Source organism: Streptomyces sp. NPDC057654 (assembly GCF_042800135.1).
Lineage (GTDB): Bacteria > Actinomycetota > Actinomycetes > Streptomycetales > Streptomycetaceae > Streptomyces.
The window spans coordinates 24,086-38,117 of the sequence record NZ_JBHVHQ010000002.1 but is presented as its reverse complement, the minus strand read 5'-3'; the positions used below and the strand labels follow the sequence as shown (position 1 = coordinate 38,117).

The 14,032-nt window shown below is 69.9% G+C and carries 11 protein-coding genes; 3 read left to right on the top strand and 8 right to left on the bottom strand.

The window, feature by feature from the left end; all coding sequences use genetic code 11:
• Positions 1 to 251: 251 nt before the first annotated feature.
• Positions 252 to 1,619, bottom strand: coding sequence for a sugar porter family MFS transporter (locus tag ACFU99_RS00455; protein WP_384383606.1), 1,368 nt, complete (start codon positions 1,617 to 1,619; stop codon positions 252 to 254).
• Positions 1,620 to 2,840: 1,221 nt separating this feature from the next.
• On the opposite strand from ACFU99_RS00455, the gene ACFU99_RS00450 reads away from it, so the two are divergent.
• Positions 2,841 to 3,548, top strand: a complete 708-nt coding sequence (locus tag ACFU99_RS00450; protein ID WP_384383603.1) for a GntR family transcriptional regulator — start codon at positions 2,841 to 2,843, stop codon at positions 3,546 to 3,548.
• Here the strand turns inward: ACFU99_RS00450 and ACFU99_RS00445 are convergent.
• The 4 genes from ACFU99_RS00445 to ACFU99_RS00430 are packed head-to-tail and all read right to left on the bottom strand — an operon-like array spanning position 3,463 to position 7,931.
• Positions 3,463 to 4,134 (bottom strand): SRPBCC family protein, encoded by a 672-nt coding sequence (locus ACFU99_RS00445; protein WP_384383600.1) that lies wholly within the window; start codon positions 4,132 to 4,134, stop codon positions 3,463 to 3,465. The two genes, ACFU99_RS00450 and ACFU99_RS00445, sit on opposite strands and share 86 nt — an antisense overlap.
• A gap of 13 nt (positions 4,135 to 4,147) precedes the next feature.
• Entirely contained in the window at positions 4,148 to 4,687 is a 540-nt protein-coding gene (locus tag ACFU99_RS00440; RefSeq protein ID WP_384383597.1) for a (2Fe-2S)-binding protein, read from the bottom strand.
• A gap of 14 nt (positions 4,688 to 4,701) precedes the next feature.
• Positions 4,702 to 5,619 (bottom strand): FAD binding domain-containing protein, encoded by a 918-nt coding sequence (locus tag ACFU99_RS00435; RefSeq protein WP_384383594.1) that lies wholly within the window; start codon positions 5,617 to 5,619, stop codon positions 4,702 to 4,704.
• Positions 5,616 to 7,931, bottom strand: a complete 2,316-nt coding sequence (locus ACFU99_RS00430; protein WP_384383676.1) for a xanthine dehydrogenase family protein molybdopterin-binding subunit — start codon at positions 7,929 to 7,931, stop codon at positions 5,616 to 5,618. The genes ACFU99_RS00435 and ACFU99_RS00430 overlap by 4 nt, the downstream gene beginning before the upstream one ends.
• Before the next feature lie 644 nt (positions 7,932 to 8,575).
• On the opposite strand from ACFU99_RS00430, the gene ACFU99_RS00425 reads away from it, so the two are divergent.
• Positions 8,576 to 9,226: a hypothetical protein gene (locus tag ACFU99_RS00425; protein WP_384383591.1), complete on the top strand. Its 651-nt coding sequence runs from the start codon at positions 8,576 to 8,578 to the stop codon at positions 9,224 to 9,226.
• Entirely contained in the window at positions 9,223 to 9,915 is a 693-nt protein-coding gene (locus ACFU99_RS00420) for a hypothetical protein (protein WP_384383588.1), read from the top strand. Before ACFU99_RS00425 ends, ACFU99_RS00420 begins: the two co-directional genes overlap by 4 nt.
• Before the next feature lie 332 nt (positions 9,916 to 10,247).
• Here ACFU99_RS00420 and ACFU99_RS00415 read toward each other — a convergent pair whose 3' ends face one another.
• From ACFU99_RS00415 to ACFU99_RS00405, 3 genes are read right to left on the bottom strand one after another with little or no spacing between them, the layout of a single operon-like run.
• On the bottom strand, positions 10,248 to 10,766 hold the full coding sequence (locus ACFU99_RS00415) for a hypothetical protein (protein WP_384383585.1): 519 nt from the start codon (positions 10,764 to 10,766) through the stop codon (positions 10,248 to 10,250).
• Positions 10,763 to 13,549, bottom strand: coding sequence for a CHAT domain-containing protein (locus ACFU99_RS00410; RefSeq protein ID WP_384383582.1), 2,787 nt, complete (start codon positions 13,547 to 13,549; stop codon positions 10,763 to 10,765). Before ACFU99_RS00410 ends, ACFU99_RS00415 begins: the two co-directional genes overlap by 4 nt.
• Complete coding sequence (locus tag ACFU99_RS00405; protein WP_384383580.1) at positions 13,546 to 13,962, bottom strand: hypothetical protein; 417 nt, start codon at positions 13,960 to 13,962, stop codon at positions 13,546 to 13,548. Before ACFU99_RS00405 ends, ACFU99_RS00410 begins: the two co-directional genes overlap by 4 nt.
• Positions 13,963 to 14,032 lie beyond the last annotated feature (70 nt).

Here is a 14,032-nt window from a genome sequence, read left to right as displayed (position 1 = left end):
AGGGGCCTCGTCCTCCCCGTTCACCGTGCGGTCCCGTGGCACTGGCCATGGGGCCGCACGGCCCTGCGCGAACTGGCCCAGCGACTTTGTTCGGTGTACGAGAGTTCCCGGATGGTGTTACCTGCCACGGTGACACGGTGGCGTTCCGCCTCTACCGGCTCCTGCCCGCCGTGGGTTCTACGGCGCGGCGGTCTCCGTGCTGTGGGAGTCGCCCCGCTGAGCACCGTGTCAACGCGCCCGCGGCAGTCGGCTCAGGCCGCCCTGACGGATTCGCGGTGGCGGGTCTCCAGGTCGCGGCCCTGGCCGGTTTCGGGGAGAAGGGCTCGGACGAAGGCCAAGGCGACCAGGCAGAAGGCCCCGAATATCGAGAAGGACAGCACGGCGCTCGTGGCCATCAGGGTGGGGAACAGCTGGCTGACGGCGAAGTTGGACAGCCAGTTCAGGACCAGGACGAAGCCGGTGGCCGAGCCGCGGATTTCTGCCGGGAACAGTTCGGAGATCACGACGCGGACGCATACGCCCCATGAGGCGGCGAAGGAGGCGAGGAAGCCGATCATGCAGAGGAGGGTGAGCCAGGCCGTCGAGTCTCTGGGGAGTCCCAGGGCGGTGATGACGGCGAGGGCGATCATCGATGCCGCCATGCCCGCGCAGCCGGCCATCAGGAGCGGGCGGCGTCCGACGCGGTCCACGATCGCCATGCCGACCAGGGTGAACACGACGTTGGCCGTTCCCACACCGAGATTGGCGGCTACCGCGGCGGAGTTTCCGAATCCGGCGTGCACGAGTGTCGACGGTGCGAAGTACATGATCGAGTTGGTGCCGACGAGCTGGGCCAGGAGGGCGAGGCCCACGGCCCCGTAGAGGGACGGGCGCAGCGACGGCGATGCCATCCGGCGCAGCACGGCCCGTCCGGCCGAGGAGGCGGGGGCAGCGCTGACGTCGTCGCGGATCGTCGCGAGTTCCGCTTCCGCGGACCCGCCGCGCCCGAGGCGTTGCAGCGCGCGCCGGGCCTCGTCCTCGCGCCCCTTCAGCAGCAGCCAGCGCGGCGTCTCCGGAAGCACTATGACACCGGCGCCGAGTACCAGGGCGGGCACTACGGACAGGCCGAGAAGCCAGCGCCAGGAATCGTATGACTGCAACAGGTATCCGACGCCATAGGCAAGCAACACACCTATTACGACCATGAGTTGTCCCATGGAGCCGACCTTTCCGCGATGCCGGGTCGGTGCCACCTCCACGAGATACACCGACACTACGGATGCGCTCGCCCCGACACCGAGGCCCATCACGAAACGCGCCGCGATCAGCGTCCAGACTCCGGGGGCCATGAACGCCACCGCGCCGCCCAGGGCGAAGACGATGCCGGTGCCGAAGATGACGCGGCGGCGCCCGTACCGGTCGGCGAGCCGGCCCCCCGCGGCGACGCCGACGGCCGCGCCGAGCAGCAGCGAGCTGACGATCAGCCCCTCGATGCCGGTGCCGAAGTCGAACTCCTTCTTGATGGAGAGCATCGAGACGCCGATGATCCCCGTGTCGTAGCCGAACAGCAGCTCGGCGAGGGCGCCGAAGATGTAGATGGTGAGAGGGACTCGGGGGCGGGCGGGGGTCGGTGACGGCATCGGGGGGAGTTCCTTTGTTTCGGGCAGAGCGGCGGGGCGAGGCAGAGCAGGGCGAGAAGAGTGAGAAGGGCGTCCACGTCGCGCGCGCGGGCGGCGGAGAAGCAGGGGCTGACCGAGTGCTCTTCCTGCCTGGTGCTCGGCCCCGTGAGGTTCGTCCTTACCGGCGGCATACGGGGGCGCTGCCTGGACTCCCCCGCGCACGGCGGGGGTCGGGCGCTCACTTGGATGAGGTTTGGATGTGGCTGCGTCCGCGGAAGGTGTGAAGCCGTCCCCGCTCAACGATGGCGAGGTCGGGTATGCCCTACCACTCCCCACCCAGGCCGTCCACCACGGTGCTGGCGGCGAAGGTGTCCGGTGCGAAACACATCAGCGTGCTCGCCGACGAACCCGGCGCCCGACGTGACCACTGCCGACCCGTTCCAGTAATCCAGCCCCCACAACTCCCCCAGATCCGCATCCCTGTGCGGCACCGGATGGATCGCTTTCTCTCCCCCGCGTACCGATGGACGCCCGCGCCGCCGAACCGCAGGACATCGCGCCGGGAGTGCCCGCCGTCTCCATCGTCTCCATCGGATGCAGGTGTGATGGCCGCCATGGCGTTCCTCGCGCTTTTCACTCGATGTGAGAGGTAAGTAATTCCGCAGAGTTCCACCAGCCGCTTCTAGCCGTCAAGGGGTCTGACGGAGTTGGGTAGACTTTAATTTCACTGTGAGCGATAAGGGGGCATGCCTGGAGCCCCTCGCCCTACGAATGCCGAAAGCGACCGTCCGACCGCCGCCGCCTCCGAAGGGAAGCGATGAGCAGGAACGTCGACGGGGTGACGACTTCGCCCTCGTCGTCGCCTGCACTGCCGTCCCCATCAGCCCGGATGTCGTCGCACAGGGCGGACGGACCTTCCAACTCGGCGCAGACCTCCTGCTCCCCGCCATCGGATCCCGCCTCCAGGGCCGCATCCCCCTCGTCCCCCGCGCCTCGGCCCCTGCCTCGCCCCCGTCGACGCCGACGAACTCCAACTCACCGGCGCGGCGGAACTCGCGCTCGAAGCCACAGCGGCCTCCGCGTCCATCGTGCGGTGACACCGGCGGCGCCCACTGCGCGTACAGCCAGGCACGATGCGGCGGCACCCGAAGGCGAGTCCCGCCGGTTCCCTGGGCTATCTTGCGGAACGAGACGGGACGAGACGGAAACGCGGTTCCCGCACCGAGGATGAGGAGGTCCGCCGTGGCAGACGGCCGTGGGGCGGAGTCGACAGCGGCCCAGCGTGCCTATGCCGAGATCGCCGAGCGCATGGCCTCGGGAGAGCTGCGCCCCGGGATCTGGCTGCGGGAGGAAACCCTGGCCGCCTCGATGGGGATCAGCCGTACGCCCGTACGCGAGGCGTTGCGCAAGCTGCACTCCGAGGGGCTGGTCCGGATCGAACGCCACCGGGGCGCACAGGTCGTGGCCTGGAGTTCCGAGCAGGTGGCGGAGGTTTACGGGCTGCGCACCGTGATCGAGGGATATGTGGCGGCGGTGGCCGCCCGGAAGATCGGGCCGGAGGATCTGGCCGCGCTCGAAGCGAACCTCGCCGAGTACGAGCTGGCCATCGCGGAGGGCGGCAGCGCGGGCAGGCAGCGGGCCGTCGGGCTGAACAACGACTTCCACGCGATGCTGCTGGCGGCCACCGGCAACGACGGCCTCGTCCATCTGCTCACGGGGGTGCTCGGGCTGCCGCTGGTACGGCGTACGTTTTTGCAGTACACAGACCGCGACCTCGCGCGCAGCGCCGAGCACCACAGGGAGCTCATCGAGGCGCTGCGCAGCAGGGACGCGATCTCAGCCGAGATGATCATGAAGGTTCATCTCAGGGCTGCCCAGCAGTCGGTACTGGAACGGCAGGAGCACGCCGCCCCCGCAGACGCGGGCGCGGACGCAGACGCAGACGGTTGACGAGCCACGCCGACAGGGCGCCGGTCACGAACGCCCCGGCCACGGGCGCGTAGCGGCGGGCTACAGGGCCCACGAAAGCCAGGGCGTTCAGCTCCGTACTGCCCTGCTCAGCGGGGGCGGAAGCCACGGCCGACCGCTCCTCAGCGACCAGCATCGCCTCAAGATTCGCCGCGAACTGCCCGATCAGCCGCGCCCCCACATCCGCCATCGCATTGCGCCCGAACTGGGCCACCTTGCCGGTGATCTGAAGCTGGGTCGCCACCGAGACGCGGGTGGAGGCGGCGCCCTCGGGCGTCAGGTCGACGGTGACGACGGCTTCGGCCGACCCCTTTCCGCTGCTCTCGCTGCCGCCCGCGTCGAGCACCATGCGCCGTTTGCCCGCGTCGCGTTCGCGGAAGGCCGCCGTACCTCCGTAACTGACCTTGATCGGTCCGACTTTGACCGTCACCGTGCCCTCGTAGGAACCGTCGTCCTTGGGGAGCACGCTCGCGCCCGGCATGCAGGGGGCGATCCTCGGGACGTCGGTCAGCAGGGCCCAGGCTTCTTCGGGCGCGGCCGGGACGACGAAATCGTTGGTGAACTCCATGCTCTGCTCCGCTCTACTCCTCGTTGTGCCGACAGGTGGCCGCCGCCGCGTCTTTCCGGTGGACGGCGGGCGCTGTGGCCTCGGCCGCGATACCGCTCTCCAACGCCTCCCCCACAGCGCTGACGACGCCGTTGTAACCCGTGCAGCGGCAGAGGTTGCCGGCCATGGCGACGCCGATCTCCTCCCGGGTGAGCGCCTGCCGCGCGCAGACGAGATGGTGTCCGGACAGGAGCATCCCGGGTGTGCAGAAGCCGCACTGGAGTGCGCCGTTCCGGGAGAAGGCGTCCCGCAGCCTGTCCGCGTCGGGGCCTTCGAGGCCCTCGACCGTGACCACTTCGCTGCCTTCGCAGGCCCCGGCCAGGGTGAGGCAGGCGCGCGTCGGCAGCCCGTCCACCGTGACGGTGCAGGCCCCGCACACCCCCTGTTCGCAGCCCAGATGCAGCCCGGTGAGGCCGAGTTGGTCGCGCAGCAGGTCGGCGAGGGTGGTACGGCCGGCCGTACGCACCGTGTACGGGCGGCCGTTCACGGTCATCCGAACGGTGATCTCATGCATCCGGTGTCCTCCCTTCATCCTGTCGTCCCTTCCGCGGCTCGTAGCGCGCGGTGGACCGTGACCGCGTGCAGTTGCAGCGCGTACCGCGCGGTGGAATCGAGGCCCGACAGGTCCTGACCCATGTCCTCTGCGAGGGGCTCCACGAGACGGGCGGGCTCCAGATCCGCTGATGTTCCGCCGCGGACGGCCGCTTCGGTGGTGCGCAGCCGCAGCGGGCGGTCGGTCGCCGCGCCGAGCCACAGCTCGATCTCCTGCCACGGCCCGTTCGGGTCGTCCCATTCGCCGACGCCCCGTTCGCCGACGCCCCGTCCGCCAAGGTCCCGTTCGCCGAGGACGACAGCCAACGACTCCGCGAACTCGCCGGGCTTGCGGCACATCTTGTACATGCCCCAGCGCGTCGAGGCGGCGAGGCGGCGCACCTCCACCTCAGTGATCAGCTCATCGGGTGCCAGCGCGGTGGTGAAGAAGCCGAGCAGGAGCTCCCGTACGGGGATGGCGCGCGTGCCGCGTACGGAACGGGTGTGCACGGTGGCGTCCAGGGCGGACATGACCGTGGGCCACTCGGCGGAGGAGTCGCTGTGCGCGAGGCTGCCGCCCACGGTGCCGCGGTTGCGGATCGCCGGGTAGCCGATGCCGGCGGCGGCGTACGGCAGCAGGCCGCGGGTGACGTCCGGCACGAGCTCGTACTCGAATCGCATGTGCGTGGTGGTCGCGCCGTAACGGGCGCCGGAGGGCGTCTCCCGGCTGGTGCGCAGCGCGTCGACGCCGGTGAGGTCGACGAGCGTCTCCGGCTCGGCCAGCCGCATGTTCATGATCGGTACGAGACTCTGGCCGCCGGCGATGACCTTACCGTCATCACCGGCATCGGCGAGCAGTTGGACCGCCTCGTCCAGGGTGGCGGGCCGGCGGTAGCGAAACGCCGGCGCCTTCATCGGACCGCCTCCTGTATCGCTCCGGCCTCGGCGGCCGGCCGGCTCGCCTGGAGCGCCGTCCACACGCGCTCCGGGGTCATGGGGGTCTCGTTGACCTCCGTGCCGAACTCGCGCAGCGCGTCCCGTATGGCGTTGGCGATGGCGGCGGGCGGCGGGATGGCTCCGCCCTCGCCCGCGCCCTTGACGCCGAACGTGGTGTGCGGGGACGGCGTCGACATGTGCTCGATCCTGATCCGCGGCACCTCGGTGGCCCCCGGCAGCAGATAGTCCAGGAAACTCGTCGCCTTCGGCTGCCCGTCGGCGTCGTGCACGATCTCCTCCAGGAGGGCGTTGCCGATGCCCTGGGCGATACCGCCGAGGATCTGGCCGTCGACGATGAGGGGGTTCACCACCGTGCCGCAGTCCTCGACCACCGCGTAGTCGAGGAGCCGTACGTATCCGGTGTCCAGGTCGACTTCGACCACGGCCGCCTGCGTGGCGTAGGTGAACGCGCCGGTCTGCACGTCCGGCCGGTAGTGGCAGGTGACTTCCAGGCCGGCCTCGACACCCGGTACGTGGTCGGGGGTGAAGAGGAACTCCTTCGCCAGCCGTGCGTAGCCGACCGAACCCTTCTTCCCCACCACGGCGTGGTCGCTGAGGGTCAGGTCCTCGACGGGCTCGTCCAGGAGTACGGCGCCGATGCGCAGGACCTTCTCCGCGAGCGCCTGGGCGGCACGGTGCGTGGCCCCGCCCGACATCACCATGGACCGGGAGGCGAAGGTGCCGTCTCCGCGCGGGGTGAGCGCCGTGTCGCCGTGCAGCACGGTGACCCGGTCGGGCTCGACGTCGAAGGTCTCGCTGACGACCTGCGAGAGGGTGGTCTCCAGGCCCTGCCCATGGCTCTTGATCCCGACGCTCAGGACGAAACTCCCGGTGGCGTCCATGGCGAGCCGGGCGCCTTCGGTTCCGATGGTGACGGCCAGTCCGCGGGCGGCCCATTCGATGCAGCCGTGCGCGGTCTGCTCGGTGAAGGAGGCGTAGCCGACGCCGATGCGCCGCCGGGCCGTGGTGGGCAGGGCCTGTTGACGCGCGCGCCACGTGTCGTGCCCGATGAGGGCGGTGGCGCGGCGTACGGCTTCGGGGTAGTCGCCGCTGTCGTAGACCTTGTTCGCGACTGAGGTGAAGGGCATGTCCTCGCTGCGCACCATGTTCTTGACGCGCATCTCGTACGGCTCCATGCCGAGCGCGTGGGCGAGTTCGTCGATGGTGCGCTCGATGGAGAAGGCGGCGGAGGGCCGGGCGACGCCGCGGTAGGGGCCCGAAGGGGTCTTGTTGCTGGCCAGGCTGCGGGTGCGGAAGCGGTAGTTCGGCAGCCGGTAGGGGCCGGGGATCATCGCCGAGGCCATGGTGGCGTCCATCGTCGCCGTCCACGGGTGCACCGAGTACGCCCCGCTGTTGACGACGATGTCCGCGTCCACTCCCAGCAGCGTTCCGTCGGCCGCCGCGTACGCGGTGATCCGGTGCCGGTGGTCACGGGCCTGCGTGGAGGCGACCTGGGCCTCCCAGCGGTCCTCCACCCAGCGCACCGGGTGGTCGACCTGGGTCGCGATGGCGGCGAGCGCGATCTCTTCCGGGTAGACGGAGCACTTGCTGCCGAACCCGCCTCCCATGTCGGGGGCGATCACTCGTACCCGCCGGGCCTGCATGCCGAGTTGGAGCGCGATCATGTCGCGGATCATGTGCGGCGTCTGCGTCGAGGACCACACCACGAGTTCGTCGGCCGACCGGTTGTAGTGCGCGATCACCCCTCTGGTCTCCAGCGGCACGACGGCCTGCCGGTTCATCGTGTACTCGCGGGTGATCGCGACCGCCGCCTCGCGGGCCGCCGCGTCCACGTCGCCCACTTCGCCGGAGGTGGTGGCGAAGACGTTGTCCGGCCAGTCCTCGTGCACCCTCGGCGCGCCGGGCGCCAGAGCCGCGTCGAAGCCGACCACGGCGGGGAGCGCTTCGAGATCCACCCTGATCCGGCCGGCCACGTCCTCCGCCTCCGCCCGGCTGTCGGCGATGGCCAGGGCGACCGGCTCTCCGACGTAACGCACCTTCCCCAAAGCCAGGTTGGGCAGCGGCGCCTCGCGGAACCCCTCCAGCGTCGACGTCGCCGTCAAGGGCTCGGCGAAGGGCGCGAGCCGCTCGGCGGTCCACACCGCCTCGCGATCCGTCTCCGGGACGGAGATCGCGCGAATGCGTCCGTGCGCGGCCTGACTCCGTACGAACGCGATCTCCCGCAACCCGGGAAGCCGCATATCAGCCACGAAGCAGCCCCGCCCCGCCAAGTGGCGCGCATCCTCACGCCGAGGCTCCCGCGCCCCGACCCCGTGCCGCCGCCCCGGAACAGTCCTCTCGGTACTCATCAGGCTCACCTCACTCGTAGCGGGCTGCCGCTCGGTCCTGCCACTACGGCCGCCATGCAGCCAAGACCGTATACAAAAGTGGCGAGATGAACAATGGTGGCGGTGGGTGGCGGCAGCGGTCCAACTCGGCGTGGCATCAGCGCTGCATCGGCCTGACAGGCTTCCACCGAGGAAATTGCCGCTCAGTTTGGCCACAGCCAGCCCTCTCCGCCTGGGCCAGCACACCGAAAGTTGTATACGAAACCTCGTCGCGCCGAGCCCGATACGGATCAGTCGGCGGTGCATCGGTACACCGGCAGACCGGGCACGTCCGTGGGGTTGGAGCATGGTTGACGTACCGCCCGGCGATCCGACAGTGAACCGGCACCGCCGCCCGTCGGTAGGCGACCATCGCGTGGCCGCTTACCGCGCACGCCGAACAAGAGGTGACCGCGGGAGCGGCATCGGGACACCTGTTCCTGGTCGAGCTCCCGGAATCAGCCCTGCACGCGGTCCTGCTGGCACTCCGTGATGAACTGCCCGTATATGTGAATTCGGCGATCTACCCTCCGAGCAGGACATCCGCGATGGATTACCCGGAGATCTTCATCGCGCGCGCCAAGTCCCTCGCGCACACGGCGGGCAGCATCATCGCCCAGCGCGAAGGAACGCAGGGTGCGAGCGAACTCGGAGAGCGAAGCTCCACCGTGGTAGCAGCTCGATCACAACCCGGAATACCGCTGCGGGGGCAACCGCTATACCAGGATCCGGGTGCCATCGACTTCCTCTGCCATGCCGACAGCCGAGCCGAAAAGCCGGCCCGCGCCGGTGCCGATGGATCCATGAGCATCTGCATCGGCCGCCTGCGCCTCGAATTAGGCATCACGACGCATCAGCTGCTGCACCTCCACGGGTACAACCCACGGACCTCCTGGCACCCGGCAAGCTTCAAGGAGCAGCGTATGTCCCCCGGCCAGGTCTTCGTCACTCCCGACAAACCATTCGTGCCGGGCATCCCGGCAGCGCTGGACCAGGGAGAGAGCTGGCACACGGAATACGACGAACGGTCCGGCTGGCTCCGCATCTCCGCGGCGGGCCGGGCGGAGGAAGCGAAGGACATCTGCGTGCGCCCCTGCGTTCGAGGGCCGACGTACGAAACCGTGTTCAATGGTCGGACCCACCGTCTCGGCATCGCCATGGGAGACGACGGTTTCCCGGTAGGAGCGAATTCTGCATGACCCACGACAACGACGAACCTCGTCACCTTCTCGTACGGGCCCGGGGGGACCGCTCACCGCTGTACGAGTCGGACGACGGGTTCAACGCGGAAACCGACAGCTTCACCCGCGGCGTGCCCGTCGACGATCGCGCCCTGGGCCTTCCGGACAAACTGGCACGTCAGTTGGCCTCGTGGTCCGAGGCCCGCCCGCCGAGCGGGTTCGCTTCACGCCCGGAGCTGCGCAAACACGTCAAGAACGGTCTGGAGACCGCCCAGTCGCTGGCCAGACACCTGGGACCCGCGTGGGTAGTGCGCTACTGGGATGAACGGCACAAGACAGTGAAGTTCGTGTGCTGGGGATGCCAACGCCTGCACTGGACAATCGATGCTCACGGCAACCCACCGCACCCGCTCCACATCATCGTCGAGGGCGAATACCGCTGGTATCCGCTCCGTGTGGACAAGTGCGAAGACTTCGCCCCGGACGACCCCGCCGCCGCGCTCGACCTGTCCGACCAACTGGTGGCCGACCTGTACGCGTGGGCGGCAGACATCGACACGGTCATGGAGACATGGCTGCGGGACCGCGATGACGCCGCGCAGGAAGCCGCGTACGAGCGCCTGCGGGGCGACGGGGCGAAATTGGCCGACCGCCTCGCGCACGAGCTCGGTCCGAGCAGGACCGTGACCTACAGAGGGCTCTACTGACTTTCGAAGTGTGATGTCGTCATGGTGGGATGATCACGAGTTGCGGGGCAGCATCCGGTCGGTGCAGCGCTGGCTCAAGGCATGGTCCCCGGACGGGTCGGGCTCGGGAGTCGGCGAAGGGCACATCACAGGCGTGAAACTCCAGGAGCAGGTCATGGACGGCCCCGGCGTCCCGCTGCTACGGCGACGAGTCGTGCGGGTCGTACACCTTCGCCGCCACCGCTCCGAATCCAACTCACCTGCTCCGGCCTGGCCTTCGGCTACGTGAATCCTGCCGGAGGCGACGCCCTCGGGCCTGGAGAACCGGATCGGGCCGGCCAGGCCCGGCGGCGTCACTGGGGAGGGCCGCTGAGGATTCGGGAGACCAGGCGGGCCAGGTCTCGGAGCAGGCCGGCAGACGCCGGCTGTTTGGTCAGCCGGAAGCGGAACTCCGTTTTGCCCTCGGTGCGCTTGATCTCGATGTCCACCTTCGTCTGAAGCCAGGACACCAGGGCGCCCAACAGCACTGCGGCGGCGACGGCATGCTCCACGCTCATCTGCTCGTCCGTAGGCGGATCCGCCAGGACGGCAGCTGTGAGCTGCGCCGTCTCGGCGTCCTGGGACAGTTCGGCAAGCAGTCGACGTGCGGCGGCAGGATCGTGTACGCCCTCCAGCGCCGCGGCCGCGGCCTCGGACGATCGGCCGCCCGCGCGGAGCAGGGCCTCGATCAAAGCGTGGGCCTCGGAGGCGTCCAGGGGGGTGTGGGCCGGGTCGGAGCCGCCGAGGTCCTCGGCGATCTCCTGGAGGGACAGCTGCACCGAACGGCCGGTCAGCATGTTTGCCACCGCCAGATGTTCGAGCGGAGTGGTCACAGTCGGCTCCAATCGCCGGAGAGGGACAGCGCGGCCCAGTGGTAGGGATGGACCTGCCAGTCGTGGTCCGGCCGCGCGAGCATGTTGCGTTGTGCCTGCCAAAAGGCGTGCCAGACGGGCCGGTGCGGGGCGGTGGCCAGGTGCTGGTAGAAGTCCGTGAGCAAGCGTCGGGAGCTCGTCTCGTCGACGTTCCACATGGCGGCCACCACGGTGCCGACGCCCGACCCCAGCAGTGCCTCCACCAGGTCTTCGACGTCGCCGGCGGCGAACTCGTCGTAGCCGGTGGCGCAGGCACGCAGGGTGAGGAGGTCCAGGTCCAGTACGTGGTGGACGAAATCCCGGACCGTGATCAGGTGGTCGAGGCGCGCGCGGACCGAGAGCCGGCCGGGGGCCTTGCTCGGGAGTTTCCCGTCATGGGAGACCAGGAGTCCGGAGTCCAGAGGTTCGCGCCGGTCGAAGTATCCGTGGCAGGTGAGGTGGGCGATCCGGGCTGTGGCCAGGCGCCGGAGGACCTCTTGCCGGTCCGCGGCCGTCCCGGTCAGCCGGTCCACCGACCAGGAGGGAACGGCCAGCAGGTCGGCGTCGTTCTCGAAACGCTCCGGGACGGGGTCCTCCCGCGCGGCCACGCCCGCGCAGAACACCGGCCGGGTCCCGATCGCCGTGGCCCGGGGCCTGCCGCCGGTGACCAGAGCTTGAGGGTGCGGCACCCGGACGACGGCGTGGGCAGCGGCGAGCGGTCGGCCGTCCGGCATCGGGACGGCGTGCAGAGGGATCCTCTGCATCGGCCCGTCCCCGGTGACGAGCAGGAGTCCCCGGTCTCGCACGTACGGCAGGAAGGCCGCGACCAGGGGCGTGAGCGAGTCGAGGAATGGGGTAGGCCGGCGCCACGGCCGGCGCGGATGCAGTGGCGGCAGCGGCGGGAAGGTGTGCGGGTCGCCGTCGAAGGCGCGGTGCAGGTCGGCGACCGCGTCGGTGAGCTGCTTGCGTCCGATGGGCACCCGGTTCACGCGGAGCGTGTCCGTGGCCAGGACGTACGTGAAGACCGTGGTCTGGTCCTCGCCGGGGAAGAACGCCGAAAACGCGCATTGCCCGGCCGAACGCATACCCCGCAGGCGCTCGCGAATGGACTCGAACCCGGTGCGGCGTCCGGGCTGCGCGATCTCCTCGTGGATGTCGAAGGCCAGCTCTTCCGGGGATCGGGTGCCGGGCAGGCGCAGTTCCCGTCCGTGGTCGAGCAGCAGGTCCGCGAGGAGGTGGTGGAGCGCCCGGTGCTGCTGGACGGCTGCCCGCATGCTCTGCGGGTCCGCGACGCCGGCATCCGTGACCGTGACCGTGGCCGTGACCGTGGCCGTGGCCGCTGCCGCGTCGAGGCGGCGCAGGAGCGCTGCGCGCGACTGCCACAGCAGATCGAGGGCGAGTTGGCGGTCTGCGGGCGAACCGGCTGCCAGCGTCTCGACCAGGTCTGCTGTCACCTCATGGTACTGAAACTGCTCCGGATCGTCCTGTGCCTGCCGGCGAAGACGGCTGAGCAGGGTCACTGCTTCCTGTCGTAGCCCCCGTCGCCGGTGCTGGAGGGCCAGCGCGCGGTCGAAGAGCAGCGAGACCTGCCGGTACTCGGGCGAGGGAGGGCCTTTCGGGCGAACGAAGCCGTCGCGAAAGATCTCAGCGACCGAGATCAGCAGGTCTGTCTCCGGGGCGTCTCGGGTCAGCCGGGCGGCGAGCCGGCTCAGGCCGGCGCCGATCGCCCCCCGCTCGGGGCTGATCGTAACGATGAAGCCCTGAAAGAGATTCTCGACCATCTCCTCCCCGTCGCCGGACTCCAGGGCCGCGTCGCTCAGCCCGAACCGCGCCGCTGACTCGACGCGAGCCCGGCCCTCTTGGTCGCCCACCAGTCCCAGCGCGCGCTGGTGGCAGGAGCGGGCCCCCGCCGCGTCGCCGGCCAGGCGCAGAGCCTCACCGAGGTGGTTCAGCGCGTGGGCCAGCGCCAGGTCCTCATCCGGGCGCCGGGTCCGGACGAGGCCGATGACCCGTCGGTGTTCGCGCACCGCGTCGCGGTGCCTGCCCACTGCGGAGAAGGCATCGGCCAGCCCCGTCCGAGCGAGCGCCTCCACCAGGTCGTCGCCGATCGGTTCGGCCAGCCGGCAGGCGCTCGTGAAGGCGTTCCGCGCGCGGCCGTGCAGCCCGAGGCTCTGGTACAACGACCCCCGCCTGAGGTGGAGATGGGCGGCGGCAAGGTAGGCCGGGCCACCGTGCGGCATCAGATCCGGGCCCTCCGGGTCGGCATCGAAGGACTCCATGATGTCCAGCGCCTCGCGGTTGCGGTGCACACGTTGCAGCGCGTCGGCGAGATGCACCCGTACCTCGGCGATTCGCGCCCGCTCGTCCCGGTCCGTGCAGGGTAGGGCCTCTGCTTTCCGAGCGTTGACGAGCGCGGCCTCCAGGTCACCGTGGTCGAGGCGTTCCAGCACCATCCGTTCCAGGACCATGCGCGGTTCCGTGGGGGCGACCGGGAAGACCTCGTCGATTCGGTTGCGCTGCCCGCGCCGACGCGCGGTGAACTCCCAGTTGCCCCGGTTCTCCTCCACCAGCCGCACCACCTGGAGAGCGGCCTGCTCGGCGGCCCGGCGCCCGGCAGCACGGAGCCGGTCCCTGCGCAGCAGGAGCACGCCCCACAGTTCGTCCCACGCGCAGACGCCGGCATTGTCGAAAAGCAGGGACTCCGCCTGGAGGAGCGACGTGGCGGCGAGGAGTTCATCGACCAGGCGCTCGGCGGGGGCTTTCATGCACTGGATTCCCCGGGCCTCCCGCGATTCTCTCCCAGCAGAGACTGAAGATCGCTCCGTGCCCGGCGGACCATGTCCAGAACGGGTGCATCCGGCATCAGCACCTCCAGCTCCCGTGTAGCCGCGTCCAGTTCGGCGTCCCATCGGGAGTCCCCGGCTCGCACCCGGGCCACACAGAGCGCCCCGACCAGAACCTCCAGCGGCTTCGGATCGCTGGGGTCGGCGGCGTGAGCCCAGCGCACGGTGTCGAGCAACTCCTCGTCGGTGACCGGGCTCAGCGTCATCGACCTGAGCTCGTACATGGCCGTCGCCAGCCGTCCCGCGTCGCCGGGCTCCGCCCGGCCCTGCTCGATCGCCTCACGCAGCGCCTCGATCCTGCGCTCGACGAACCTGCGCTCCTGAGCCAACCGCATTTCTGTATCGGACACTGGTCCCCCATCTCAGATCACCCAGCGGTCAATCGGGTCTGCTCACTCGGACGCG